Genomic DNA, 26144 nt, shown 5'->3' with positions numbered 1-26144 from the left:
CATGCGACGCGTGCACGCTTTCGGCGACGATGCCCTCGGCGATCTCGATGCGACCGGCCTCAGCGAGGCCATCCGAGCGGGTTGGGTATCCAGATCCGAGGTCGTCGAGGCCGCGATCGCCCGGGCCGAGGCCGTCAACCCCATGCTGAATGGCTTGGCGTACAAGGCATTCGAGCAGGCGCGCGCGGCCGCGGCGGCCAAGCCGGCGAGCGGGGCCGCCCGGTTCTTCGAGGGCGTACCGACGTTCGTCAAGGACAACGTCGACGTCGCCGGCCAGCCCACCATGCGGGGTGCCGACGCCTGGGCGCCGAGCAACGCCATCAGTGACGGCGAGTTCACCCGGCTGTACCTGGCCACCGGTCCGATTTCGCTGGGCAAGACCCAGATGTCGGAGTTCGGCTTCAGCGCGGCCGCCGAGCATCCCCGGCTGGGCCCGGTGCGCAACCCGTGGAACACGGATTACACCGCCGGCGCGTCGTCGTCGGGTTCGGGTGCGTTCGTCGCCGCCGGAGTGGTGCCCATCGCCCACGCCAACGATGGCGGCGGCTCGATCCGAATTCCGGCCGCCTGCAACGGCATCGTCGGCCTCAAGCCGTCGCGCGGCAGGCTGCCGTTGGACGCGGAGCTGCGTCGGATGCCGGTGGGCATAGTCGCCAATGGTGTGCTGACCCGCTCGGTGCGCGACACCGCGGCCTTCTACCGTGAGGCCGAACGGCTTTGGCGGAACCCCAAACTCGCGCCCGTCGGCGACGTCACCGGGCCGGGCCGGCAGCGGCTGCGCATCGCCGTCGCGACGAGTTCGCTCCGCCGCGATTGCGCGCCGGAATTGCGGGAGCTGACCCTCAAGACCGCCGGGGTGCTCGAGGAGTTGGGACACCGCGTCGAACACCTCGAACAACACCCGGTGCCGGACAGCTTCGTCGACGACTTCGTCCTGTATTGGGGATTTCTGGCGCTGATGCAGGTGCGCGCGGGGCGGCGGCTGTTCGGCAACACATTCGACCGCACCCGTCTGGACGCGCTCACCCTGGGCTTGGAACACCACACCGGCCGCAACCTGCACCGGTTACCGGGCGTGATCGTGCGGCTGCGCAAAATGCGCAAGCGCAGCGCCGAGTTCTACCGCAGCTACGACGCCCTACTCACCCCGACCCTCGCCGACCCGACCGTGCGGGTCGGTCACCTAGCGCCGACCGACTACCAGCAGGTCATGGACCGACTGATCGATTGGGTGGCGTTCACGCCGCTGCAGAACGTCACCGGCGATCCGGCGATCTCGTTGCCGCTTGCCCAATCCGCCGACGGGATGCCCGTCGGCATGATGCTCGCCGCCGACTTGGGCCAAGAAGCCCTGCTGCTGGAATTGGCCTACGAACTCGAAGAAGCCAGGCCGTGGGCCAAGATCCAGGCGGCCGGGTAACCGCGGTCAGTCGCTGCCCAGCTTTTCCAGCATTCGCTTGAACTCGCGCTGCTGCGTCGCGGTGAGCTTGCTCAGTATGCGCGAATCCGCGTCCCGCACAGCGGTTTCCGCGCGTTTCAACAGTGTGCGGCCCTGGCTGGTCAGGGTGGCCGGCAGCGCACGCCCCGACGACACCGATGTCGGCCGTTCCACCGCCCCCACCTCTTCCAGCCGGCGCAGTACGGTGTTCATCGCCTGCGGTGTCACGTTGGTGCTGCGTGACAACTCGGCGCTCGACAGCCCCGGCGACATCGAAAGCAAGCGTAGGCAAACGAATTCGGGCAGGGTCAGGCCGAGTCGACCCAACACGGCGGAGACCTCGGGCCGTAGCACGGCGCCCACCCGGTAGAGCAGATAGCCAAGCGGAGCATCGTCGGTGTGACCCATGTCAATGATATTGACATATCGGCGCGGCGCGCGGACGGCACACCGGGCGCGTCGGCCTGATTAAACGCGGCGATGCCGGGTAGTCGACCTCGCAGGTCGACAGCAATGAGGTCGCAGGTCGACAGCAATGAGGAGGTGTGATGCCGAAGACGACAAAAAGCGGTGCCGCCAAGAAAGACGAACTTCCCAGCACGCTGCGGCGTTCGAGCCCCAAGGCGCAGCGGACGTTTGCCAAGGCCCACGATTCGGCGGCGCAGGAGTACGGAAGCGAGGAACGGGCCCATCGGGTCGCCTACGCCGCCGTCAAGCACAGCTTCGAAAAGGTGGGCGATCACTGGGAGGCCAAGGCGCAGCGCGGGCCCTCCGACCAACGCGCCGAACGCGGCGGCCCGCGCAACACCGCGCCGTCCGCCGAGGGCGTCGACGCCAATGCCAGCAAGAAGCATCTGCTGGACGTCGCGCGCCGGCTCGACGTGCGCGGCCGCTCCACGATGAACAAAGCGGAGCTGGTCGACGCCATCAAAAAGGCGAACCGCCGGATCCGCGGCCGCTGAGGGCCGCGCCGGCCACAGAAGCCGGCCACAGAAGCCCCGGCTACAGAAGCCCCGGCTACAGAATCGGCCGGCCCCCGGTGACAGCGACTCGGGCGCCCGAAACGTAGCTCGCCTCGTCCGAGGCCAACAGCACATAGACCGGCGCCAACTCGGCCGGTTGCCCCGCCCGCCCGAGCGGGGTGTTGTCCCCGAAGGATGCCACGCTGTCGGCAGGCATCGTCGACGGGATCAGCGGGGTCCAGATCGGACCGGGTGCCACGCTGTTGACTCGAATCCCCTTGTCGCCGAGCAACTGTGCGAGGCTCGCGGACAGGTTCGCGATCGCGGCCTTGGTGGCGGCGTACGGCGCCAGGGTGGGGTTGGGCGAATCCGAATTCACCGACGAACTGCCGATGATCGACGAGCCGGGGCCCAGGTGTGGCAGGGCGGCCTTGACCAGATAAAAGTAAGCGCCGACGTTCAACCGGAACGTGTAGTCCCATTCCTCGTCGCTGATGTCTTCCAGGTTCTGGCGCATCATCTGGTAGGCGGCGTTGTTGACCAGAATGTCGATCCCGCCGAACTCCTGAACCGCCCGGTCGATGACCGCGCGGCAGTGCGCGGGCTCGGAGAGGTCGCCAGGCACCAGCACGCAGGTACGGCCGGCCTCTTCGACGTAGCGGGCGACGTCCTTCGCGTCGTCGTGCTCGTTGAGGTAGGAGATCAGGACGTCGGCGCCCTCGCGCGCGAAGGCGATGGCGACCGCGCGTCCGATGCCGCTGTCGCCGCCGGTGATGACGGCCCGCTTGCCGGTCAGTCTGCCCGAACCGCGGTAGCTGGTCTCACCGCAATCGGGGACGGGGTCCATCTGTGCCTGCACGCCGGGCGGTTCCTGGTGTTGCGGTGCGAAGCTCATCGGCATCCTTCCTGTCGGGTCTCCGGCTGCCCGGGGTGGTCTGTGCGCTACCGCTAGGCGCTACCCGCGCGGCCGGCGGCTAATCAGGTCGCTCGCGCTGCGCTGTTTACCGCGGACGCCGATTTGTGAAGAAAAAGAGTTCGCAAAACCTTCGATGGGGGGCTGTGGCATTTGAGGTCCATGCGAATCCTGGGGCGAAATGGATTTGCGTAGAAATGGATATCCCGCAGTTATACCCGGCCGGTGTTTGAACCCATTGATCAATGGCTATGTGGCCAAGGTGCCGTGATAACCCAGGCCGGGGGTCAATGTTCGCGGCGAAACAATCATCGGACGGAGAGGATTTAGCATGAAGGTCACTTCTAATGCTATGAAATCGGCGATCGGAGCCGCGGCTATTGCTGCGGCCGGTCTTTTCACCGCGGCGACCGCCACCGCGGCGCCCAACATTCAGGGCTTCGGCACCAGCCAGCAACTCGTGCAGGGGCCGCTGGTCACCAGCTACACGGTGAGCAATTTGCAGCCCAGCAACGCGTCGATCCCGGGCTACACACCCAAGGGCACGCTGTACCAGGCGGACGTCACCGTGCGGTCCGAGGGCGGCCTGGTGACCCCGATGGTCAACGACTTCATCGCCCGCGGGCCCAACGGTCAGAACTACCGGGTGATCGACCATGTGCAGGCTCCCGGCAGCCTGAACCCGGCACCCATCCCGCAGGGCAGCGAATCGACCGGCACGCTGTACTTCGACGTGACCGGCGCACCGCCGAACGGCGTGGTCTACAACGAAGGCACCCAGGACATCCTGATCTGGACGTCGAACATTCCGGGCGGGACTGAGCCCGGCGCGGCGCCCGGCTTAGCTCCTGGTGCTGCCCCTGGCGCGGCCCCGAACTCGAGCCCGGCCCCGGCGCCCGGTACGCCGCCGGGACCTGCGCCCGCGCACACCTAAGCCGCTGGGCCCGCACGGGCCGAGGGCTGCAAACTCCCCGCGTCGCAGCCGTGGCGCGGGGAGTTCTGCGTCCCAAGGATTTTGGCGGCAAAACGTGCGAATTGGATGCGACCGGCCTGGGTACCCGACAGGAATGAGTTACGCGGATCACAGACCCTCGGACGTGCGAGACCAGGCACAGCGGCAGGCCGAAGAGGCCCGCGACACGATGGCCGAACGCCGTCGCGAGCAGGACGGTGGCATCAGCGGCTGGGTGGCCGAGCGCGCCGGGCAGTGGGATTTACGCGGCCAGGACGAGACCACCCTGCAGCGGCAGAAATTCTTTTGGAACCTGTTGGTCGACTACTGGTTTCGCATGGAGATCGACGGGTGGGAGCACATCCCGAGTCCGCCGACCCTGTTGGTCGGCATCCACTCGGGCGCACCGTTCGTGTGGGACGCGTGGACCGTGGGGTTGCAATGGTGGCGGCGCTTCGGTCCGGAACGCACCCTGCACGGCACCGCCCACGACGCCTTGATGGCCATTCCGCTTTTCGGCCGCTATTTCCGTGCTATGGGTGTGCTGCCCGCCGCGCCCGACGCCATTGCCACGGCGCTGGCCGAAGGGCGCGACGTCGCGTTGTGGCCCGGCGGAGAAGTGGATTCGTTGCGCCCCTGGGTGGAACGGGACCGCGCCAACCTTGCCGGCCGCACCGGATTCGTGAAGATGGCGATTCGGGCGGGGGTGCCGATCGTGCCGATCGCGACGGTCGGCGGTGCGGATGCCATGCCGGTGCTGTTTCGCGGTGATCGCCTGTCCAAGGCGTTACGACTCGATCGAGTGTTACGGCTCAAGGTTTTTCCGCTGGCCGTATCGTTGCCGTGGGGCATCGCGCCCGCGGCTCTTCCGCAGCTGCCGCTGCCGGCCAAGATCAGGACCCGCTTCATGCCCGCCGTCGAGCTGGATCACGACCCCGCGCGCGCGGAGGACGACGACTACGTGGACCGCAAGTATCGGGAAGTGCAGGACAGCATCCAGCGCGGAATGGATGCCCTGGCCCGCAAGCGGGCACTGCCGCTTTTCGCTTGACCCGGTGAAAAGCCAAGGGGGACAGGTTGTTACCGGTGCGTCAGCGATGTGCGGCGCCGTTGTGCTGGGCGGCGCTACCCGGCTCGTCGAAGATCCACTCCGGGTGCGGCGGCGTCACCGCCATGTAGCCCACTCCGCGCACCGTGTCCACCATCGATTCGTGCTCGCGGCCGAGCTTCGCGCGGAGCCGTCGCACGTGTACATCGACGGTGCGCACGCGCCCGTTGGAGTCATACCCCCACACTTCGTGCATCAGCCGGGTCCGGCTGAAAGCCCGGCCGGCATGTTGGACAAGGAAACTCAGCAACTTGAATTCGGTCACCGTGAGGTTGAGATCTTTGCCGCACAGTGACGCGGCGAAACTCGACGGGTGCAGGACCAGGTCGCCGAACTTCAGCGACCCCTCCACGGCGTTGCGGCGGCGCTTGATCGCAAGACGTAACCGCGCCTCGAGCTCGGCCGCACCGGCGGCGGGCAACATCACGTCGTCCAGCCGCCAGTCGATGTCGACCGACGGGAAGTTCGCCGCGGCGACGACCGCGACCACCGCTAGGGTCGGGGCGCTGGCGGTCAGGCCGCGGGAGGCGCTGCGGGCTGCTGCCAGGTCGCTGCGGGCATCGATGATCGCCACGTCGGCGCCGGCGCATTGACCGTCGAGATTTTCCGAAAGCGGAACGCGCCGAATTGTGCGCGTCAGCGACTGCAGAGTCGGCAGCGCGGCGGCGAAGTCGTCCGCATTGGAAAGCAGTAGAACGTCCAAATACATCTCCAAACCTCATGGGGGTCAGCGCCGCCTGCGGCCGCTCGGCCACCTCACCGGAGGGGGCTGTTAGCGCAGCGCTGGATACCCATTAGGGCTACAACTATGCCAAGTTTGTAGCCCGGATTCGGCAGAATGCGCACCTGACGGGACGGTATATGGAGATGGTTTTGCCTGGCTGACGCCTAAAAGTCGACGGGTCCGGCCCGTTGATCCGGGCCGGACCCATCCTTCCATCAAGTTATTGGTTGGCCTTCTGGCGCTCCTCAGCCGCCTTCGCGCTGCCGCGCGCGGCTTCGGCTTCGGCCTCTTTCTTCGCGGCGTCGCGCTGAGCTTCCGCCTTGTCCTGCTGGGCCTGTCCCTCGCGGGTCAGGTCGTCGCGACCGGCCAGCGCGCCGGCGGCCTCCTTGGCCTTGCCCTTGACGTCCTCGACGACGCCCTTGACGGCTTCCGCGGGTCCGGAGTTTTCGTTGTCCGCCATGATCTGATCCCCTCCGTGGCGTACGTAGTGGGAGCGAATGGATGCTCCTGTCGATCGGTTCGCGATCGAATTCGGTATCGGGCAGGTAATGGCCCTTCTTCTCAAGGCCATGCTGTACCGCCGTGCTGGTGCTAATTCCCAAGCGATCGAATGCTCAAACATTTGACGCCGGAGCCGAACTGGTGGCCGGGGCGGCGTCGCGGGTCGGTGGCGACAGCGCGGCCGGCGCGGCGCCTGGCTGGCCAACCGGTCGGATAATGCACCCCGCCGACCCTAGATTGTGCTGCGATGGGGCAGGATATGAACTGCCGTTCCGGGCGGACTCGCTCGGGATGGCACTGTCATGCGAGGAGTCTGATGACGCAGCCCGAGCCCACCAGCGCTAACGGCGTGCCGGCATCGTCGACCGACCGCCAACAGCGGCCGACCACGTATTCGAGGGTCTTACTCAAGTTGGGTGGCGAGATGTTCGGCGGCGGCCAGGTCGGCCTGGATCCCGACGTCGTGGCGCAGGTAGCCCGCCAGATCGCCGAAGTGGTCCGCGACGGTGTACAGGTCGCGGTGGTGATCGGTGGCGGCAATTTCTTCCGCGGTGCGCAACTGCAGCAGCGCGGGATGGAGCGCACCCGGTCGGACTACATGGGCATGCTCGGCACCGTGATGAACAGCCTTGCGCTGCAGGACTTCCTGCAAAAGGAAGGCATCGACACCCGAGTCCAGACCGCGATCACCATGGGTCAGGTTGCCGAGCCCTACATCCCGTTGCGGGCCGTCCGCCACCTGGAGAAGGGGCGCGTCGTCATCTTCGGCGCCGGCATGGGGCTGCCGTATTTCTCCACCGACACCACCGCTGCGCAGCGTGCCCTGGAAATCGGCGCCGACGTGGTCCTGATGGCCAAGGCGGTCGACGGCGTGTTCACCGCGGATCCCCGACAGGATCCCGATGCGCAGCTGCTCACCGTAATCAGCCATCGCGAAGTCATCGACCGGGGGCTGCGGGTGGCCGATGCCACCGCATTCAGCCTCTGTATGGACAATGGCATGCCGATCTTGGTGTTCAACCTCCTGACTGACGGCAATATCGCTCGAGCGGTCGCTGGTGAGAAGATCGGAACGCTGGTTACCACTTGATGAAAAGACACGAATGATCGGCGCTGGCCCAAACCGGTCACCGGATGCGGAGCGTGCTATGAGAAGGAGCGGCGCACATGATTGACGAGGCTCTCTTCGACGCCGAAGAGAAAATGGAGAAGGCCGTGGCGGTGGCCCGTGACGACCTGTCGACCATCCGGACCGGCCGCGCCAACCCGGGCATGTTCTCCCGGATCGTCATCGACTACTACGGGACGAACACCCCGATCACCCAGTTGGCCAGCATCAACGTGCCGGAGGCCCGGCTTGTCGTGATCAAACCGTACGAGGCCGGCCAACTGCACGCCATCGAGACGGCGATTCGCAACTCCGATCTGGGTGTGAACCCGACCAACGACGGCACCCTGATCCGGGTGGCCGTCCCCCAGCTGACCGAGGAGCGCCGCCGAGAACTGGTCAAACAGGCCAAGGGCAAAGGGGAAGACGCCAAGGTCTCGGTGCGCAACATCCGCCGCAAGGCGATGGAGGAGCTGCACCGCATTCGGAAGGACGGGGAGGCCGGTGAGGATGAGGTCGGCCGCGCCGAAAAGGACCTGGACAAAACCACCCAGCAGTACGTCAACCAGATCGACGAGTTGGTCAAGCACAAAGAAGGCGAGCTGCTGGAGGTCTAGGGGCCGCTCAGCAACCAAGTCTGTGGCAACCTCTGACGCCGGCCCAGGCACCCCGCCGGACGAGTCGGCGCGGGGCGCCGGTAAAACCCCGAACCCACCCGCCCGGAAAGCTTCCCGGGCCGGCCGCGACCTGCCCGCCGCGATCGCGGTCGGCGCGGCGATCGGGGGGCTGCTGATCGCGACGCTGGTGTTCGCTCCGCGGTTCTGGGTTTTGATCGTCGCCATCGCGATATTCGTCGCCAGCCATGAAGTGGTGCGCCGGCTGCGCGAGGCAGGGTATGTCATTCCGGTCATCCCGCTGCTGGCCGGAGGCCAGCTCACCATCTGGCTGACCTGGCCCTACCGCGCGGCCGGGGCGCTGGCCGGTTTCGGTGCGATGGTGGTGCTCTGCATGATCTGGCGGTTGTTCATGACGGACCCCGGTCGGCGGGCCTCGGGCGCCGGATCGGCGTCGAACTATCTGCGCGACGCGTCGGCCACCATTTTCCTGGCGGCCTGGGTGCCGCTGTTCGCCTCCTTCGGCGCCATGCTCGTCTACGCGCACGACGGCGCGGGACGGGTGTTCTGCCTGATGATTGCCGTCGTCGCCTCCGATGTCGCCGGCTACACGGTCGGGGTGTTGTGGGGCAAGCACCCGATGGTCCCGGCGATCAGCCCGAAGAAGTCCTGGGAGGGCTTCGTGGGCTCGCTGGTTTTCGGCGTCACCGCGACCACCGTGACCGCGACGTTTCTGGCCGGTAAGGCGCCCTGGGTGGGCGCGCTGCTGGGTGTGGTGCTGGTGCTCACCTGCACGCTCGGCGACCTGGTGGAGTCGCAGGTGAAGCGGGATCTCGGCATCAAGGACATGGGCCGCCTGCTGCCCGGCCACGGCGGCCTGATGGACCGGCTGGACGGCGTGCTGCCCGCGGCGGTGGCGGCGTGGATCGTGCTGACGCTGCTGCCCGGTTAGGCCGCCCAGTCAAGTCGAGGCCGATACTGGATAGATCATGGCCCAACAACTGGTGTTCGAAGCGCCGCGTGCGAAACGGCCGCCGCGGCATCTCGCCGACCTGGACGCGCAGGCCGCTGCCGCGGCCGTCGCCGAGCTGGGTCTGCCGGCGTTTCGGGCCAAGCAGCTCGCCGCGCAGTATTACGGTCGGCTGATCGCCGACCCGCGCGCGATGACCGACCTGCCGGCGGCCGTGCGCGAGGTGATCGCCGACGCCCTGTTCCCGGATCTGCTCACCGTCGCCAAGGATATCAGCTGCGACGCAGGTCAGACGCGAAAGACGTTGTGGCGGGCCGTCAACGACCCGGGCACCACCTTCGAATCGGTGTTGATGCGCTACCCACAGCGCAACACCGTCTGCATCTCGTCGCAGGCCGGCTGCGGCATGGCGTGTCCGTTCTGCGCGACCGGGCAGGGCGGGTTGACGCGCAATTTGTCGACCGCCGAAATCCTGGAACAGGTGCGGGCCGGTGCCGTCGCACTCCGCGACGAGTTCGGTCCCACCCAGCATCGGCTGTCCAACGTCGTGTTCATGGGCATGGGGGAGCCGCTGGCAAACTACGCCCGGGTGCTGGCCGCGGTGCGGCGGATCACCGCGGCGCCGCCACACGGGTTCGGCATCTCGGCCCGCTCGGTGACGGTGTCGACGGTCGGTCTGGCTCCGGCCATTCGCAGGCTGGCCGACGAACGACTGGGTGTCACGCTGGCGTTGTCGCTGCACGCGCCGGACGACGAGCTACGCGACACGCTTGTTCCGGTGAACAACCGGTGGCAGATCAGTGAGGTGCTCGACGCCGCGCGGGACTACGGCGACCGCACCGGACGGCGGGTGTCCATCGAGTATGCGCTGATTCGCGACGTCAACGACCAGCCGTGGCGTGCCGATCTGCTCGGCAAGCGGCTGCATGGTGCGCTCGGCCCGCTGGCCCACGTCAACCTGATCCCGCTCAACCCCACTCCCGGCAGTGATTGGGACGCCAGCCCCAAGGACGCCGAGCGCGAGTTCGTCCGGCGGGTGCGGGCCAAGGGGGTGTCGTGCACGGTGCGCGACACCCGGGGCCGCGAGATCAACGCCGCATGCGGACAGCTGGCCGCCGAAAACGTCTAGCGGGCGGGTCTGCTCGGGGTTGCTGAACCCGTTGCCTGGTTACTCCGTCTTTCGAGATAGAGGTCCAGTACAAGGGAGTCGGGAATGATCGTTCGTCTGCTGTCGCTCGCGAAGCTGTTTGCCGTGGCCTGTGTGGCGGTGGTGGTGATGTCGGTTGCCGCGCCATCCGCGGTGGCCGCCGACGATCGGCTGCAATTCAGCGGGACGACGCTGAGCGGCGCGCCGTTCAACGGCGCGAGTCTGCAGGGCAAGCCGGCGGTGCTGTGGTTCTGGGCGCCGTTCTGTCCGTTCTGTAACGCCGAAGCACCCGGCGTGGCTCAGGTGGCGGCCGCCAATCCCGGGGTGAGCTTCGTCGGCATTGCCGGACACTCCGACGTCGGGGCGGAGCAGGCGTTCGTGTCGAAGTATGGCCTGAACTTCACCAACCTCAACGACGCCGACGGCTCGATCTGGGCCCGCTATAACGTGCCTTGGCAGCCGGCCTACGTGTTCTACCGGGCGGACGGCAGCTCGACGTTCGTCAACAACCCGACCGCGGCGATGTCCCAGCAGGAACTCGCTGGCCGGGTCGCCGCGCTGCACTAGGCCGTGGACCAAGGTCTGGTCGGGCTGGCCTTCGCCGCGGGGCTGGTGGCGGCCTTGAACCCGTGCGGCTTCGCGATGCTGCCGGCCTACCTGCTGCTGGTGGTGGGCGGCCAGGACGACGAACGTTCCCATTCGCCGGCCGGGGTGGGCCGCGCGCTGGCCGCCACCGCGGGAATGGCGCTGGGCTTCTCGACGGTGTTCGGGCTGTTCGGCGTTCTCACCGTGTCGGCGGCCACGACGGTGCAGCGGTATGTGCCGTACGCGACGGTGGTGATCGGCATCGTGCTTGCGGCACTGGGGATTTGGTTGCTGTCCGGGCGGGAGCTGACGGCCCTGACACCAAGGCCGCTGGGGCCTCGTTGGGCGCCGAGGGCGCAGGGGCCGCGGATGCTCGGCATGTATGGCTACGGGATCAGCTACGCGATCGCCTCGCTGTCGTGCACCGTCGGACCGTTTCTGGCGGTCACCGGCGCCGGATTGCGCGGCGGGTCGGTGGTCACCGGCGTGTCGATTTATCTCGCCTACGTCGCGGGCCTGACCCTAGTCGTCGGGGTGCTCGCGGTCGCTGCCGCGACCGCGAGTTCGGCGCTGGCCGATCGATTGCGGCGGGTGCTGCCGTTCGTCAACCGGATCGGCGGCGCGCTGCTGGTGCTGGTCGGGCTCTACGTGGGCTACTACGGCCTCTACGAGGTACGGCTGCTGAGCGCGACGGGCGATCCTCGCGACGCGGTGGTTGCCGCGGCGGGCCGGCTACAAGGGGTGCTGGCGGGCTGGGTGCACCAGCACGGCATGTGGCCCTGGATCGCGGCGCTGGTGACGCTGCTGGCCGCGGCGGCGCTGCTGCGCGCCCGGCATCGACGCGCGCGCTAGCTACCGGATCCAGCCGCGCCGGCGACCCCACCAGTCGCGGACCAGGACGAACAGCGCCAGGACGGCGAACCCGACCAGGAAGTTGTCCTCGACGTGACCGACATGGTTGCCGTGCAGCATTGCCAGCAAAAACAGGATCGCGAACACGCCGACGGCGTGCCAGGTGCGGACGTTGATCTTGCTCCATCCCCAGGCGGCGGAGGGCACTTCCGCGGGGTCGACGCCGTTGTACTGCTCCACCTCGGTACTGGCCACGGCGATTCCCTTTCGCATCGGATCGGCTGCTGCCCCCAGATTCTGGCACACGCCGAAACCGGCCGGCACGGCTCGGGCCATGGCCCGCACCGGCAACCGAGCGGCACAATGAGGGAGTGACCGACCCAACCACCACGCAGGCCGAACGCCCCCTTCGCGTGCTCGTGTTGGGCAGCACCGGCTCCATCGGCACCCAGGCTTTGGAGGTCATCGCCGCAAACCCGGATCGGTTCGAGGTGGTCGGGCTGGCCGCCGGCGGGTCGAACCCGGACACCTTGCGGCGTCAGCGCACCGCAACCGGGGTGCGCAACATCGCCGTCACCGATGAGCAAGCGGCCGCCGCTCTCGGTGACGTCCCCTTCTGCGGGCCTGACGCGGCGACCCGGCTGGTCGAGGAGACCGAGGCCGACGTCGTACTCAATGCCCTGGTCGGAGCGCTGGGCCTGCGGCCGACGCTGGCAGCATTGCAGTCCGGTGCCCGGCTGGCCCTGGCCAACAAGGAATCGCTGATCGCGGGCGGTCCGCTGGTGCTCGAGGCGGCGCGGCCCGGGCAGATCGTGCCGGTCGACTCGGAGCACTCGGCGCTGGCCCAATGTCTGCGCGGTGGCGACCCCGACGAAGTCGCCAAGCTGGTGCTCACCGCCTCGGGTGGGCCGTTCCGCGGCTGGGCCGCCGCCGACCTGGAGGCCGTCACGCCGGAGCAGGCCGGCGCCCATCCGACCTGGTCGATGGGCCCGATGAACACGCTGAACTCGGCGTCGCTGGTCAACAAGGGGCTGGAACTCATCGAGACCCACCTGCTGTTCGGCATCCCCTACGACCGCATCGAGGTCGTGGTGCACCCCCAATCCATCGTTCACTCGATGGTCACCTTCATCGACGGCTCGACGATCGCCCAGGCCAGCCCGCCCGACATGAAACTGCCCATTTCGCTGGCGCTGGGCTGGCCGCGCCGGGTGGGCGGTGCCGCGTCCGCCTGCGACTTCACCACCGCCTCTAGCTGGGAATTCGAGCCGCTGGACGGCACCGTTTTCCCCGCCGTCGAGCTTGCCAGGCAGGCCGGAGAGACGGGCGGCTGCCTGACCGCGGTGTACAACGCCGCCAACGAGGAGGCCGCCGCGGCCTTCCTGGCCGGCCGTATCAGCTTTCCGACCATTGTCAGAACAATCGCCGACGTGCTGAGCGCCGCCGACCAGTGGGCCGTTTCACCCGCTAACGTGGATGAGGTACTGGACGCGCAGCGCTGGGCGCGGGAACGAGCGCAGCGCGCGGTGGCAGCCGCAGCCCCGCGGGAGTCCCCTGACAGGGTCTCGGGAATGGTCTTAGAAAGGTCCTAGCGCCTGATGATGTTCGCAATCGGCATTGTGCTGTTCGCGCTGGCCATCCTGATCTCGGTGGCGCTGCACGAATGCGGCCACATGTGGGTCGCGCGCGCCACCGGCATGAAGGTGCGCCGCTACTTCGTCGGCTTCGGCCCCACGCTGTGGTCCACCCGCCGCGGGGAGACCGAATACGGCGTCAAGGCCGTGCCGTTGGGCGGCTTCTGCGATATCGCCGGCATGACCCCGGTCGAGGACTTGACGCCCGATGAAACCGAGCGAGCGATGTACAAGCAGAAGACCTGGAAGCGGGTCGCGGTGCTGTTCGCCGGTCCGGGCATGAACTTCGTCATCTGCGTGGCCCTGATCTACGTGATCGCACTGATCTGGGGCCTGCCCAACTTGCATCCGCCCACCCAGGCGATCGTCGGCGAAACCGCTTGCATCGCCCCGGAAGTGGCGCCGGGCAAGGTGGGCGACTGCACCGGTCCCGGTCCGGCCGCGCTGGCCGGCATCCGCGCCGGTGACGTCGTGGTCAAGGTCGGCAACACGCCGGTGAACACGTTTGACGAGATGGCCGCCGCGGTTCGTAAGCTGCACGGTACGGTGCCGATCGTCGTCGAGCGCAACGGTAAGCCGATCACCACCTACGTGGACATCACCCAGACCCAGCGCTTCGTGAACGCCGGCGGTAACGGCCAGGACGGCAAGCCGGTCGCGTCGACCGTCGGGGCCATGGGCGTCGGGGCGGTCAAGGTGGAACCGACGCGATACGGCGTCTTGGCCGCCATCCCCGCCACGTTCGCTTTCACCGGTGACCTCACGGTCGAGGTCGGCCGGGCGCTGATCACCATCCCGACCAAGGTGGGCGCCCTGGTGCACGCCATCGGCGGCGGGCAGCGCGACCCGGAGACACCGATGAGCGTGGTGGGAGCCAGCATCATCGGCGGCGATACCGTCGACCACGGGTTGTGGGTGGCGTTCTGGTTCTTCCTGGCCCAGCTGAACCTGATCCTGGGCGCGATCAACCTGCTGCCGTTGCTGCCGTTCGACGGCGGTCACATCGCGGTCGCGGTGTTCGAAAAGATCCGCAACCTGGTCCGCTCGGCCCGGGGCATGGTCGCGGCCGCGCCGGTGAACTACCTGAAACTGATGCCGGCGACCTATGTGGTGCTGGTGTTCGTGGTCGGCTACATGCTGCTGACGGTGACCGCCGACCTGGTCAACCCGATCCGGCTTTTCCAGTGACAATCCAGCGAGAGGGGGAACGGTGACGATTGGTTTGGGCATGCCGGAGGCTCCGGCGCCCACGCTGGCCCCCCGGCGCAGCACGCGACAGTTGATGGTCCGCGACGTCGGGGTCGGCAGTGACTATCCGATCTCGGTGCAGTCGATGTGCACCACCAAAACCCATGACGTCAACTCGACGTTGCAGCAGATCGCCGAGCTGACCGCCGCGGGTTGTGACATCGTGCGGGTGGCCTGCCCGCGTCAGGAGGATGCCGACGCGCTGGCCGAAATCGCCCGTCACAGTCAGATTCCGGTGATCGCCGACATCCACTTCCAGCCGAAGTACATTTTCGCGGCGATCGACGCCGGATGTGCTGCGGTACGGGTAAATCCGGGCAACATCAAGGAGTTCGACGGCCGCGTCGGTGAGGTCGCGAAGGCGGCGGCCGCCGCCGGCATCCCGATCCGCATCGGCGTCAACGCCGGCTCGCTGGACAAGCGGTTCATGGAGAAGTACGGCAAGGCCACTCCCGAAGCGCTGGTCGAGTCGGCGCTGTGGGAGGCGTCGCTGTTCGAGGAGCACGGCTTCGGCAACATCAAGATCAGCGTCAAGCACAACGACCCGGTGGTGATGGTCGCCGCCTACGAGCAACTCGCCGCGCAGTGTGACTACCCGCTGCACCTCGGTGTCACCGAGGCCGGTCCCGCGTTCCAGGGCACGATCAAGTCGGCGGTCGCCTTCGGCGCACTGCTGTCGCGGGGGATCGGGGACACCATCCGGGTGTCGCTGTCGGCGCCGCCGGTCGAGGAGGTCAAGGTCGGCATCCAGATCCTCGAGTCGCTGAACCTGCGGCCGCGCGGGCTGGAGATCGTGTCGTGCCCGTCGTGCGGTCGGGCGCAGGTCGACGTCTACACGTTGGCCAACGCGGTGTCGGCCGGCCTGGATGGGTTGGACGTGCCGCTGCGGGTCGCCGTGATGGGCTGCGTGGTCAACGGGCCGGGGGAGGCGCGGGAGGCCGATCTGGGCGTCGCATCCGGAAATGGCAAGGGCCAGATATTCGTTCGCGGCGAGGTCATCAAGACCGTCCCCGAGGCGCAAATAGTGGAGACCCTGATCGAAGAGGCCATGCGGTTGGCGTCGGATAGGGAAACTGATAACGGTCCTAGCTCAACAGCAAGCGGTACGCCGATTGTGACCGTAAGCTGAGAAGGACCTCTTTCACTTTTACTGACCGTCGGTTCGCACCACAGAGAGTTCGCCAGATGTCGGCTCCGCCGCTTTTCCGCCTGGTCGGCGATAGACGGGTGTCCGTGGTGCGCGACGCCGCCGCGGTGTGGCGGGTATTGGACGAAGACCCGATCGGGTCCTGCATGGTGGCTTCTCGCGTCGCGGACTACGGGATCGACCCGGGCGCGATCGGCGGCGAGCTGTGGACCCGTCGCGGCGCCGACGAGTCGCTGTGCTTCGCCGGGGCCAATCTGATTCCGCTGCGCGGGCTGCCCGCGGACCTCAATGCGTTTGCCGACGAGGCGATGAGCGGCACCCGACGTTGCTCGTCCCTGGTCGGCCGAGCCAGCCTGGTCCTGCCGATGTGGGAGCGCTTGGAAACCGCGTGGGGGCCGGCGCGCGACGTCCGTGAACGCCAGCCGCTGATGGCGCTGGACAAGCACCCGATGTGTGAGCTCGACCCCGAGGTGCGCCAGGTGCGACCCGAGGAGCTGGACGCCTATCTGGTGGCCGCGGTGGACATGTTCATCGGCGAGGTCGGCATCGACCCGCGACTCGGCGACGGCGGCCGCGGCTATCGCCGCCGGGTGGCCAGCCTGATCGCCGCTGGGCGGGCCTGGGCCCGTTTCGAGCAGGGCCGGGTCGTCTTCAAGGCCGAGGTGGGTTCGCAATCGCCCGGCGTCGGACAGATCCAGGGCGTGTGGGTGCATCCGGAGTGGCGCGGCATGGGCTTGGGCGCCCGTGGGACCGCGATGCTGGCCGCGGTGATCATCGGCAGCGGGCGCATCGCCAGCCTGTACGTGAACGACTTCAACACCGTGGCCCGTGCCGCTTACGCGCGGGTGGGTTTCGCCGAGGTCGGGACGTTCGCCACGGTGCTGCTCGACTAACTGCCCGTCTCCGGTGCCAGTGCCCGCCTCGCCGGGCACTCACCGGCCGGCGCCCGGCGGGCCGGGCAATGCGGTCACAACTGGTGTCGGACGCGTTACATCACGGTTCGGTCTCGGTGTGTCGGCGCCGCGGCGTACGCCTCGGTTCTAACATCAGCACCGATGGTCACAAAAACCTCAGCAGCATCAGCTGCATCGGTTGTCGTCGGAGTGCTGCTCGTCGCCTCGGTCGCGTTGTCCGGCTGCACGCCGCGGCCCGACGGCCCCGGTCCGGCCGCGGAGAAGTTCTTCCGCGCGCTGGGCGTCGGCGATACCGCGACGGCCGCCCAGCTCAGCGACAGCCCCAACGAGGCGCGCGAGGCGCTCAATGCGGCGTGGGCCGGGTTGCAGGCCACGCATCTGGACGCCCAGGTCCTCAGCTCCAAATACGCCGAGGACACCGGCATGATCAGCTACCGCTTCACCTGGCACCTGCCGAAGAACCGCACCTGGAGCTATGACGGCCAGCTGCGAATGGCCCGCGACGAGGGGCGCTGGGAGGTCCGTTGGGCGCCCAACGACCTGCATCCCCGGCTCGGCGAGCATCAGACATTCGCGCTGCGGGCCGACCGCCCGCGGCGGGCCTCGGTGAATGAGCTCGGCGGCAGCGACGTGCTGACGCCCGGCTTCCGTTACCACTACACGCTCGACGCCAGCAAGGCCGGACCGCCGCAGTCGCTGAGCTTCACCACCCACTCGATCGTCGACGTATTGCGGCCGTTCAACGACGCGCTGACCGACCCGCAGCTGCTGGCCGAGGAAGCTAGCTCGACACCGCACCAAGTGGATCTGGGCGTCACCCTGCTGCCGGCGGACAACGACAAGGTCTTCCCGGTGATCGGGCGGCTGCCCGGGATCGTCGTCACACCGCAAGCCGACATGTTGGCCACCGACCCGCGTTTCGCGCCGGCCGTGGTCAACGAGGTCAAGAAGGCCGTGATCGACGAACTCGACGGCCAGGCGGGCTGGCGGGTGGTCAGCGTCAATCAGAACAACGTCGACGTCGCGGTGCTGCACGAGGTCGAGGGATCGCCGGCACCTTCGGTGACGATCACGCTGGACCGGGTGGTGCAGAACGCTGCCCAACGCGCGGTGGACAACAAGGGCGGCAAGGCGATGATCGTCGCGATCAAGCCGTCGACGGGGCAGATCCTGGCCGTCGCCCAGAACGGTGCGGCCGACGCGGACGGCCTGCCCGCGACCAACGGCCTGTTCCCGCCCGGGTCGACGTTCAAGATGATCACCGCCGGGGCGGCCGTCGACCGGGACATGGCCACCCCCAACTCGATGGTCGGCTGCCCGGGCCACCTCGACATCGGGCACCGCACCATTCCCAACTACGGCGGATTCGACCTCGGCGTGGTGTCCATGTCGCGCGCGTTCGCCAGCTCATGCAACACCACGTTCGCCGAGCTGAGCAGCAAGATGCCGCCGCGCGGCCTGACCCAGACGGCCTCCCAGTACGGCATCGGGCTGGACTACACGGTGGACGGAATCACCACGGTCACCGGATCCGTTCCGCCGACGGTCGACCTCGCCGAACGCACCGAGGACGGCTTCGGCCAGGGCCGCGTGCTGGCCAGCCCGTTCGGCATGGCCCTGGTGGCCGCCACCGTCGCCGCCGGGAAAACCCCGGTGCCGCAATTGATTGCGGGCCGGCCGACCTCGGTCGAGGGGGACACCACCCCGGTGAGTCCGAAGGTCATCGACGCGCTGCGGCCGATGATGCGGCTGGTGGTGACGAACGGGACGGCCAAGGAGATCAATGGCTGCGGCGAGATCTACGGGAAAACCGGTGAGGCCGAGTTCCCGGGCGGATCGCACTCGTGGTTCGCCGGCTACCGCGGCGACCTGGCCTTCGCGGCGCTGATCGTCGGGGGCGGCAGCTCGGAATGGGCGGTCCGGATGACCAAATTCATGTTCGAGTCGATGCCGCCCGGCTACCTGACCTGAAACGCCCGATCGCGGTGTCCGCAACAGCGGTAAATTTGCGAACATGACGGATTCCGGCGGCGACATGGTGACATTGCGCGTCTCCGATGCGGACCGTAACGGCACGATGCGGCGACTGCACAATGCGGTTGCGCTCGGGCTGATCGATATCGACGAGTTCGAACAGCGATCCTCGCAAGTGTCCTACGCGCGCACCCAAGGCGAGCTGGCCGGTCTGGTCGGCGACCTGCCCGGGCCGGGCGCGATCGTCACCTCGGCGGCCGACCGGGTCGAGTTGCGGGGCTGGGCCGGCTCGTTGCGGCGGCACGGCGAATGGACGGTACCGACCCGGTTGGCGCTGGTCCGCCGGCTGGGATCGGTCAAACTCGAGCTCACCAAGGCCCGTTTCGCCGGGCCGGTGGTGGTGGTGGAACTCGACGTGCGCTTCGGTTCGGTCGACATCTGGCTGCCCGACGGCGCCAGTGCCTCGATCGACGACGTCGAGGTGTATGGCGGCAGCGCCCGCGATCGCCGCAAGGATGCGCCCGGCGAAGGCAGGCCGCACGTCGTGCTGACTGGGCGGGTGATCTGCGGCTCGGTGACCATCCGGGGCCCGCGGCGCTCGATTCTGCCCCGCCGCGGCGCCTGATCCGGTCCGGCTTGGCTGGGTCGCCGGCCCGAGCGTGTTCAGGGCCGAGCTGCGGCGATTAAGCTGGCGCCATGCCTGTTCGCACCGCGCTATCGCCCGGGGTGGTGTCGCCGACTCTGCCGGTGCCCAGCCGCATCCCACGTCCGGAGTATGTCGGCAAGCCGACTGCCAAGGAAGGCACCGAGCCGTGGGTGCAGACGCCGGAGGTCATCGAGAAGATGCGCATTGCCGGCCGGATCGCGGCCGGTGCGTTGCACGAGGCGGGCAAGGCGGTCGCGCCGGGCGTGACCACCGACGAGCTCGACCGGATCGCGCACGAGTACATGATCGATCACGGCGCCTACCCGTCGACGCTGGGCTACAAGGGGTATCCGAAGTCCTGCTGCACATCGCTGAACGAGGTCATCTGCCACGGTATCCCCGACTCGACGGTGATCGAGAACGGCGACATCGTCAACATCGACGTCACCGCCTACATCGACGGGGTGCACGGCGACACCAACGCGACCTTCTTGGCCGGCGACGTCTCCGAAGAACATCGCCTGCTGGTGGAGCGCACCCGCGAAGCCACCATGCGGGCGATCAACGCCGTCAAACCCGGCCGCGCCCTGTCGGTCGTCGGCCGCGTCATCGAGGCATACGCAAACCGGTTCGGGTACAACGTAGTTCGTGATTTCACCGGCCACGGCATCGGCACCACGTTCCACAACGGGCTGGTGGTGCTGCACTACGACCAGCCGTCGGTCACCACCGAGATTCAGCCCGGCATGACGTTCACCATCGAGCCGATGATCAACCTCGGCGGCCTGGACTACGAAATCTGGGACGACGGCTGGACGGTGGTCACCAAGGATCGCAAGTGGACCGCCCAGTTCGAGCACACCCTGCTGGTCACCGACACCGGCGTCGAGATCCTCACCTCCATCTAAGTGAACCGTTGACCGGGGCGCTGCTGGTCGCGGGCACCAGCTCCGACGCCGGCAAATCCATGGTGGTCGCGGGGCTATGTCGGTTGTTGGCGCACAAGGGTATTCGGGTAGCGCCGTTCAAAGCGCAGAACATGTCGAACAATTCCGCGGTCACCGTCGAGGGTGGCGAAATCGGCCGGGCTCAGGCAATTCAGGCCAGGGCGGCGGGCCTCGAGCCCAGTATCCGGTTCAACCCGATCCTGCTCAAACCCGGCAGTGACCGCACCTCGCAGCTGGTCGTCCGGGGGCGCGTCGCCAATTCCGTGAGCGCGACAAGCTATTTCGAGCATCGTGATCGGCTGGCCAATATCGTCGCGGACGATTTAGCGGCGCTGCGTACAGAATTCGACGTGGTGATCTGTGAAGGGGCCGGCTCTCCGGCCGAAATCAACCTGCGGGCAACCGATCTAGCCAACATGGGTCTGGCCAGGCCGGCAAACCTGCCGGTGATCCTGGTGGGCGACATCGATCGCGGCGGCCTGTTGGCCCACCTGTTCGGGACGGTCGCGGTGCTCGAACCCGACGACCAGGCGCTGATCGCGGGTTTTGTCGTCAACAAGTTCCGCGGCGACCCCGCGCTGCTGGAGCCGGGCCTGCGGCAGCTCGCCGATTTGACCGGCCGACCCACCTACGGGGTGCTGCCCTATGCCGACGACCTGTGGTTGGACGCCGAGGACTCGCTGTCGGTGGTCGCCCACCGCGTGGTGGGACGGCCGGCGCCGCCGCGGGGCAGCGAGTGGCTCACGGTGGCCGCCATCCGGCTACCGCGAATCTCCAACTCAACCGACATCGAGGCGCTGGCATGCGAGCCGGGCGTGCTGGTGCGCTGGATCACCGACCCGGCCGACCTGCATGACAGCGACCTGGTCGTGCTCCCGGGCAGCAAGGCGACCGTCGCCGATCTGCACTGGTTGCGCGAGCGCGGCCTGGCCAATGCGATCGCCGACCACGCCCGGGCGGGCAAGCCGGTGCTCGGGATTTGCGGAGGCTTGCAGATGCTGTGCCGGCGCATCGAGGACACGGTGGAATCCAGGTGCGGGGAAGTGGATGGCCTGGGGCTGCTGGACGCCGACGTCGCGTTTTCCGAGCAGAAAACCGTGCGGCGCTGGCAGCAGCCGCTGAGCGGATACGAGATCCACCACGGTCGGCTGATCCGCTGCGACGAGGCGGCCTGGTTCGCGGTTGAGGGCCAACCGCACGGCATCGAGCGGGACGCGGTCTTCGGCACGCACTGGCATGGCCTGCTGGACAACGACGCCTTCCGCCGCGGCTGGCTCGGCGTCGTCGCCGCGGCGGCCGGACGGCCGGGATTCGTTGTGGCCGAGGACATCGACGTCGCGGCGCGACGGGACGCTCAGCTGGATCTGGTGGCCGAGCTGCTGGCGGCTCACCTCGACCTCGACGGCGTGCTCGGGCTGCTCGACGGGCCGCCGCCCCCGCGACCGTGTATCGCGAGCCGGCTGCGGCCCTGACCGCTTCGGCGGTAAAGAGCCAGGAGACCTCGCGCGGTCTCAGTATTGGCTGTAGCGTGCGTAAGTGCCCTCGATGATGACCACGCTCGACGGGTTTCCCGTCCCCGTCGGCGTGTCCGGTCCCGAGAACGGCGTCGTCGTCGTCATTCTCGGAGACGAGCGGCGGGAGCTATCGGCATACGACGCGGTGTGCGAGCGGCTGCACACCGCGTCCATTCGCACCGTCGTCATCGGCCTCGACCCCCGGCTGACCCCCAAATCTGTGATCGGCATTCTCGACGGCCTCGGCATCGGCTGGGCGGTGGTGGTGGGTGACCGGGCGGGCGGCGACCTCGCCTGGGAGCTGGCAGCGACCAAGTTGGGCCGGTTCGTCGGGCTGGTGGTCATCGATCGCGGACATCCGCGAGTGGCCGACATTCACGGCGAGGTCCGCGACGATCACTGCCCACCCGTGGAGATCGGCACCACCGTGCTGGTCAGCAGCGCGAATGGACGCGACGTGGCCAGCAACAGCCAGCGGTTCGTGTATGCGGACTACCGCACGGTGGACCTGCTCGGGCGGCGCAACCCGCAGGAGTCGACCGCGCAGCTGGCAGCCGAAATAGTCTTGCGTACCAGCACCTGGTGACAACCGGGTCAACCAACATCAACGGTCGCGGCGCAATCGCGACGAGCGTTGGGCGACAACGTGGTCGCGCGGTCAAGGAAAGGATGCGTGCGGCGTGAACGCGTCGGGGATCGGTCGGCCCGTCATCGGTCTGACCAGTTATCTGGAGCAGATTCAGTCCGACGGCTGGGACATCCCAGCCGGATATCTGGGCGCGAACTATTTCGAGGGCGTGATCAAGTCCGGTGGCGTCGCGGTGCTGCTGCCGCCCCAACCGGTGGATGACGACATCGTCGAGAGCCTGCTCGACAGCCTGGACGGGCTGGTGATCACGGGCGGCTACGACCTGGACCCCGCGACCTACGGCCAGCAGCCGCATCCCAAGACCGACGCACCGCGCACCGTGCGCGACACGTTCGAGCTCGCACTGTTGCGCGGCGCGCTGGATCGCGGCCTACCGGTCCTGGGTATCTGCCGCGGCACTCAGCTGCTCAATGTCGCGTTCGGCGGGACGCTGCACCAGCATCTGCCCGATGTGCTCGGCCACCGCGGTCACCACGCAGGCTACGGCCGGTTCACCAAGCTGCCGGTCCGCACGGTCCCCGGCACCCGGCTGGCCGCGCTGCTGGGCGAATCCGCCGACGCGTGGTGTTACCACCACCAAGCCGTCGACAAGGTCGGCGCCGGCTTGATCGTCAGCGCCCAGGACGCCGACGGTGTCGTTGAGGGCCTGGAGGTACCGGGTGCCCACTTCGCCGTCGCCGTACAGTGGCATCCCGAACAGTTCCTCGACGACTTGCGCCTGTTCACGGCGATTGTCGACGCCGCGAACTCGTACGCCGCGAACTCGCGAATCGGTAGCACATCTCGGTGTTGACGGCACTCGGCCACTGCGCGGTGGCCGTTTCTGGCGTCCTGGCCATCCAGGCGCGCGGCACCGACAGGATGCCGACGGACGTCGCGCGTCTCAGGCCCGTCGCCGCATTCGCGACCCGTATGCGCTGCGGCAGCTGCGTGAGCAAGGCTGCCGCGTTGTCCAGCGTCGCGTGCTTGTTCAGATGACTGAGGCGGTTGATTGCGAAATCCGAATGGCCGCACACGGAAGCCAACTTGGACAGCGGCACGGTCACTGGTGCGAGGGAAGTTTCGAACGCGGTTGGCGGCGACGTGGACAGCGCATGCAGGGTGTCGCAGATCGCCGAAAGCACCTGGCCGCCGGTCGCGACCACCTCCGGTGCGGACGTCAACGCCCAGCTGCCTGGTGTGTCGTCCGGTGTGATACCCGACCCCGGCGGCGGCGGGAAGGGGTCGTCGGTCACCACCTCGGCGGAGAACGCGGCGTAGGCATACATGGTGGCGGCGTCCTGGGCCCACATCTGGTCGTAGTCGGCCTCGGCGTCGGCGATCGCCGGGCTCGCTTGAGCCAGATGATTCGTCTGCGCCAGCCATGTTCGCAGGCTGCGGTTGGCGGCGACGGCCGAGGGATGCACCGTCGCGGCCAGGGCGAGCTCGTAGGCCGAGGCGGCCGACCTGGCCCGGTCTGCGGTCTGTTCGGCATGCTCGGCAAGAACCTGTAGCCAACGGGCGTAGGCCGCCGCGGCGTGGGTCGGCACCATCACCGCGCGGTATTGCGCTGCTGCCCGGCGCAGCCGGCCGGACAGTCCCTCCCAGGCGATCGCGGCGTCCATCAACGATCTCGCGCCGGGGCCGGTGTACATGCGTGCGGAATTGGTCTCCGGTGGCAGCGTTGCGAACTCCACTGCTACCTCGCTCTTTTGCTGGCGGAATGACACGAAAACATGAATTTCCCTTCAAAGCATCGATGCTGAGAACGACCACTGCCTTGGTGCTGACCGGCACGGCCTCACCCGCCGCGTGGGGCAAAGGGACGTGCCGACCGGCTGGTGGCGTGGGATCAGCGACGAGCGATACAGCTCAGGGCAAGAATGTCCTGGTCGCGATGCTGGGTCTGGGGCGGGCCGACACCACCCCCGCCTGGGTGAAAAGTGTTGTTAGCAAAGGAAACAGGGAGTGCCGGCCACAGTAGCGCGGTTTGCATGCGCGGCCAGGTATCCGGCCGGCTGTGTGTCATCCAGGTGCTGTGGAACGGCTTCTTGTGCGGGGGAGACGCTCCCCACGACGCATGTTGCACGTGCGCCGCCGCGTTGCCATCGGGTGCGTGCTGCGCGGCGTGGCCCTCGGTGCCCGGGGTGGCGTGTAACCAGGCCGCAGGTTCGGGGAGGGAGGCCGCGGAAAACTGGGATCGCAACGCATCACCCGCGACGAGACTGAGGAACAGGCTCAATGCCGCCACAATCGCGATGGCGGGCTGCCACCGCCGAAAGTTCTTGCCACCGTGCCCGTTCACAGTGGTCAGACTGTAGCCGACGAACCTTGCTCGTCAGCTGACCGAAGCTGTGAGAAAGGTCGGAGTCCGTTGTGGGTTCCGGCGAGCGAAACATTGAGCACGGGTGCCGTGATTCGCGTTGTGCGACCGCGATGCCGAGCTTGTGTCGTGCCTAACCGGCACGTCGCCTGCTATTCGAACACGATGAGCGGTATGTCCATTTCGACGGGCGCGGCACCGCCGTGAAAACCAATGAGGCGGGCCGCTTCCGGGGGCTCGTGCTCAGTCGCCAGGACCGCCGTGTCGCCGGTGCAGATGACGACGATGTCACCGATTCGCGCCAGATGCCGCGGATCGACCGGCCCGAACATGCCGCTGGCGACCGCCTGTTCGCGGGTGTAGACCACAGCCCGGCCGTCGAGCACCTCGCTCCAAGCCGCGCGCACATCGGCGGCGGCACCCGGTTCGGTGTGCAGGTAGCGCACCCGCGGTTCCCCCGCGACCACCCGGATTCCCGCGCTCAGCCGTGGGTCGGTGTCCAGGTCGACGCGGGCCTGCGGCGGCACGTTCAGCCCGCCGTGGTCGGCGGTGACCAGCAGTGTGGTGTTCGCGGGTAATGCGTCGACCAGGCGGGTCAGCAGCGTGTCGACGCGTGCGGCCGCCTGATGCCAGTGCGGCGATCCAATGCCGAACACGTGTGCGGCGGTGTCCAGGTCGGCGATGTAGCCGTAGACCAGCCCCGGCCCGGCGTGCAGTTCGTCGATCATCAGTTGGGCATAGTCGTCGGTCGGGCTCGCCGGGCGCACGGTGGCGCCGCGATACGCCGCGTCGGTCAGCCCGCTGCCCACAAACAGCTGCGGCAGCACCGCCCGGGTGGCCACCCCGGACCGCTCGAGGCGCTCGAACCAGGTCGGCACCGGCTGCCATTGGGCGTGCGGCGGGGCCCCGGGTGAGTCCGAGCGCCAATAGATGTGGGTCAGCACCCGATCGGTGCCCGGCACGTTGACGGTGAAGCCGAGGATGCCGTGCGCGCCCGGTGGCGCGCCGGTGCCCAGCGACACCAGGCTGCTCGGCGTGGTGGACGGGAAGGTGCACTCGAGCCGGGTCAGCCGTCCGGTGCCGCCGCCCAGCACGCAGGCAAGCAGCGGCGCGCTGGGCGCTAGCTGTGGCAATAGGTGCCAGCCGAGGCCGTCGACCAGCAGCACCGCGACCCGATCCACCTGCGCGGCAACCGATTCCGTCACGCCTAACCGGTCGGCGCTGCCCGCAATCCCAAGCAGTGCGGCGCTCGCGGGCAGCACATCGCACAGGGAACCGGGCGCTGGACCAGACAT

28 protein-coding genes are annotated in these 26144 nt (G+C 67.9%); 20 read left to right on the top strand and 8 right to left on the bottom strand.

The annotated features are described in order from the left end of the window. Position 1 precedes the first annotated feature (1 nt). The gene (locus tag G6N33_RS03405) at positions 2 to 1420 is read left to right on the top strand and encodes an amidase (RefSeq protein ID WP_044510795.1); all 1419 of its coding nucleotides are present in this window, start codon (positions 2 to 4) and stop codon (positions 1418 to 1420) included. 6 nt (positions 1421 to 1426) lie between these two features. Here G6N33_RS03405 and G6N33_RS03400 read toward each other — a convergent pair whose 3' ends face one another. Continuing rightward, positions 1427 to 1846: a MarR family winged helix-turn-helix transcriptional regulator gene (locus G6N33_RS03400; protein WP_044510797.1), complete on the bottom strand. Its 420-nt coding sequence runs from the start codon at positions 1844 to 1846 to the stop codon at positions 1427 to 1429. A 140-nt stretch (positions 1847 to 1986) separates the two neighbouring features. Here G6N33_RS03400 and G6N33_RS03395 point away from each other — a divergent pair, with 140 nt between their 5' ends. After that, positions 1987 to 2400, top strand: coding sequence for a ChaB family protein (locus G6N33_RS03395; protein WP_044510798.1), 414 nt, complete (start codon positions 1987 to 1989; stop codon positions 2398 to 2400). A 55-nt stretch (positions 2401 to 2455) separates the two neighbouring features. On the opposite strand, the gene G6N33_RS03390 is transcribed toward G6N33_RS03395, so the two are convergent. Beyond that, on the bottom strand, positions 2456 to 3295 hold the full coding sequence (locus G6N33_RS03390; protein ID WP_044510800.1) for an SDR family oxidoreductase: 840 nt from the start codon (positions 3293 to 3295) through the stop codon (positions 2456 to 2458). A 349-nt stretch (positions 3296 to 3644) separates the two neighbouring features. Here G6N33_RS03390 and G6N33_RS03385 point away from each other — a divergent pair, with 349 nt between their 5' ends. Together G6N33_RS03385 and G6N33_RS03380 are read left to right on the top strand one after the other, a co-directional pair. Continuing rightward, the gene (locus G6N33_RS03385; protein ID WP_044510801.1) at positions 3645 to 4247 is read left to right on the top strand and encodes an MPT63 family protein; all 603 of its coding nucleotides are present in this window, start codon (positions 3645 to 3647) and stop codon (positions 4245 to 4247) included. A 133-nt stretch (positions 4248 to 4380) separates the two neighbouring features. Beyond that, positions 4381 to 5316 carry a lysophospholipid acyltransferase family protein gene (locus G6N33_RS03380; protein WP_044510803.1) on the top strand — a complete coding sequence of 312 codons (936 nt, stop codon included), beginning with the start codon at positions 4381 to 4383 and terminating at the stop codon, positions 5314 to 5316. A gap of 40 nt (positions 5317 to 5356) precedes the next feature. Here G6N33_RS03380 and G6N33_RS03375 read toward each other — a convergent pair whose 3' ends face one another. Further along, a complete protein-coding gene (locus G6N33_RS03375; protein WP_044510804.1) occupies positions 5357 to 6082 on the bottom strand; it encodes a winged helix-turn-helix domain-containing protein in 726 nt (241 codons plus the stop codon). A gap of 235 nt (positions 6083 to 6317) precedes the next feature. Beyond that, positions 6318 to 6557 (bottom strand): microaggregate-binding protein 1, encoded by a 240-nt coding sequence (mbp1, locus tag G6N33_RS03370; protein WP_044510806.1) that lies wholly within the window; start codon positions 6555 to 6557, stop codon positions 6318 to 6320. A 357-nt stretch (positions 6558 to 6914) separates the two neighbouring features. On the opposite strand from mbp1, the gene pyrH reads away from it, so the two are divergent. The 6 genes from pyrH to G6N33_RS03340 all read left to right on the top strand — a co-directional run bounded on the left by pyrH (position 6915) and on the right by G6N33_RS03340 (position 11874). Further along, positions 6915 to 7688: a UMP kinase gene (pyrH, locus tag G6N33_RS03365; RefSeq protein ID WP_044510808.1), complete on the top strand. Its 774-nt coding sequence runs from the start codon at positions 6915 to 6917 to the stop codon at positions 7686 to 7688. Positions 7689 to 7765: 77 nt separating this feature from the next. After that, entirely contained in the window at positions 7766 to 8323 is a 558-nt protein-coding gene (gene frr / locus G6N33_RS03360) for a ribosome recycling factor (protein ID WP_044510809.1), read from the top strand. A 22-nt stretch (positions 8324 to 8345) separates the two neighbouring features. Beyond that, complete coding sequence (locus G6N33_RS03355) at positions 8346 to 9272, top strand: phosphatidate cytidylyltransferase (protein WP_044510811.1); 927 nt, start codon at positions 8346 to 8348, stop codon at positions 9270 to 9272. A 37-nt stretch (positions 9273 to 9309) separates the two neighbouring features. Beyond that, a complete protein-coding gene (gene rlmN / locus G6N33_RS03350) occupies positions 9310 to 10419 on the top strand; it encodes a 23S rRNA (adenine(2503)-C(2))-methyltransferase RlmN (protein WP_044510815.1) in 1110 nt (369 codons plus the stop codon). Between the two features lie 84 nt (positions 10420 to 10503). Continuing rightward, positions 10504 to 11004, top strand: a complete 501-nt coding sequence (locus tag G6N33_RS03345; protein ID WP_044510816.1) for a protein disulfide oxidoreductase — start codon at positions 10504 to 10506, stop codon at positions 11002 to 11004. A 3-nt stretch (positions 11005 to 11007) separates the two neighbouring features. Next, a complete protein-coding gene (locus G6N33_RS03340) occupies positions 11008 to 11874 on the top strand; it encodes a cytochrome c biogenesis CcdA family protein (protein WP_044510818.1) in 867 nt (288 codons plus the stop codon). Here G6N33_RS03340 and G6N33_RS03335 read toward each other — a convergent pair whose 3' ends face one another. Beyond that, entirely contained in the window at positions 11875 to 12129 is a 255-nt protein-coding gene (locus tag G6N33_RS03335; RefSeq protein ID WP_044513148.1) for a DUF2631 domain-containing protein, read from the bottom strand. It lies immediately after the preceding gene. A 116-nt stretch (positions 12130 to 12245) separates the two neighbouring features. Here G6N33_RS03335 and dxr point away from each other — a divergent pair, with 116 nt between their 5' ends. The 10 genes from dxr (at position 12246) to G6N33_RS03285 (ending at position 23340) form a co-directional block, all read left to right on the top strand. Then, positions 12246 to 13466, top strand: a complete 1221-nt coding sequence (dxr, locus tag G6N33_RS03330) for a 1-deoxy-D-xylulose-5-phosphate reductoisomerase (RefSeq protein ID WP_101528320.1) — start codon at positions 12246 to 12248, stop codon at positions 13464 to 13466. Between the two features lie 6 nt (positions 13467 to 13472). Next, entirely contained in the window at positions 13473 to 14696 is a 1224-nt protein-coding gene (locus tag G6N33_RS03325; protein WP_044510821.1) for a M50 family metallopeptidase, read from the top strand. A 22-nt stretch (positions 14697 to 14718) separates the two neighbouring features. Then, positions 14719 to 15885 carry a flavodoxin-dependent (E)-4-hydroxy-3-methylbut-2-enyl-diphosphate synthase gene (gene ispG / locus G6N33_RS03320; RefSeq protein WP_044510822.1) on the top strand — a complete coding sequence of 389 codons (1167 nt, stop codon included), beginning with the start codon at positions 14719 to 14721 and terminating at the stop codon, positions 15883 to 15885. A gap of 56 nt (positions 15886 to 15941) precedes the next feature. Then, positions 15942 to 16796 carry a GNAT family N-acetyltransferase gene (locus tag G6N33_RS03315; protein WP_101528319.1) on the top strand — a complete coding sequence of 285 codons (855 nt, stop codon included), beginning with the start codon at positions 15942 to 15944 and terminating at the stop codon, positions 16794 to 16796. Between the two features lie 162 nt (positions 16797 to 16958). Further along, a complete protein-coding gene (locus tag G6N33_RS03310) occupies positions 16959 to 18788 on the top strand; it encodes a penicillin-binding transpeptidase domain-containing protein (RefSeq protein ID WP_044510827.1) in 1830 nt (609 codons plus the stop codon). A gap of 43 nt (positions 18789 to 18831) precedes the next feature. Then, on the top strand, positions 18832 to 19416 hold the full coding sequence (locus tag G6N33_RS03305) for a DUF1707 SHOCT-like domain-containing protein (protein ID WP_044510828.1): 585 nt from the start codon (positions 18832 to 18834) through the stop codon (positions 19414 to 19416). A 71-nt stretch (positions 19417 to 19487) separates the two neighbouring features. Beyond that, a complete protein-coding gene (gene map / locus G6N33_RS03300) occupies positions 19488 to 20345 on the top strand; it encodes a type I methionyl aminopeptidase (RefSeq protein ID WP_101528318.1) in 858 nt (285 codons plus the stop codon). Positions 20346 to 20353: 8 nt separating this feature from the next. Continuing rightward, on the top strand, positions 20354 to 21856 hold the full coding sequence (locus tag G6N33_RS03295; protein WP_101528317.1) for a cobyric acid synthase: 1503 nt from the start codon (positions 20354 to 20356) through the stop codon (positions 21854 to 21856). Between the two features lie 73 nt (positions 21857 to 21929). Beyond that, positions 21930 to 22484 carry an alpha/beta hydrolase gene (locus tag G6N33_RS03290; protein ID WP_044510832.1) on the top strand — a complete coding sequence of 185 codons (555 nt, stop codon included), beginning with the start codon at positions 21930 to 21932 and terminating at the stop codon, positions 22482 to 22484. A 94-nt stretch (positions 22485 to 22578) separates the two neighbouring features. After that, the gene (locus G6N33_RS03285) at positions 22579 to 23340 is read left to right on the top strand and encodes a gamma-glutamyl-gamma-aminobutyrate hydrolase family protein (RefSeq protein WP_044510833.1); all 762 of its coding nucleotides are present in this window, start codon (positions 22579 to 22581) and stop codon (positions 23338 to 23340) included. On the opposite strand, the gene G6N33_RS03280 is transcribed toward G6N33_RS03285, so the two are convergent. The 3 genes from G6N33_RS03280 to G6N33_RS03270 form a co-directional block, all read right to left on the bottom strand. Next, positions 23270 to 24223 (bottom strand): PPE family protein, encoded by a 954-nt coding sequence (locus tag G6N33_RS03280; RefSeq protein ID WP_081662414.1) that lies wholly within the window; start codon positions 24221 to 24223, stop codon positions 23270 to 23272. The two genes, G6N33_RS03285 and G6N33_RS03280, sit on opposite strands and share 71 nt — an antisense overlap. A gap of 155 nt (positions 24224 to 24378) precedes the next feature. After that, entirely contained in the window at positions 24379 to 24831 is a 453-nt protein-coding gene (locus G6N33_RS03275; RefSeq protein WP_044510835.1) for a hypothetical protein, read from the bottom strand. A 170-nt stretch (positions 24832 to 25001) separates the two neighbouring features. Continuing rightward, the gene (locus tag G6N33_RS03270) at positions 25002 to 26144 is read right to left on the bottom strand and encodes an alkaline phosphatase family protein (RefSeq protein ID WP_044510837.1); all 1143 of its coding nucleotides are present in this window, start codon (positions 26142 to 26144) and stop codon (positions 25002 to 25004) included.

The sequence above is a fragment of the Mycobacterium simiae genome (genome assembly GCF_010727605.1).
In the GTDB taxonomy this organism is placed as follows: domain Bacteria; phylum Actinomycetota; class Actinomycetes; order Mycobacteriales; family Mycobacteriaceae; genus Mycobacterium; species Mycobacterium simiae.
Note: the sequence above shows the minus strand (reverse complement) of the source record. Positions and strands in the feature narration are given on the sequence as shown.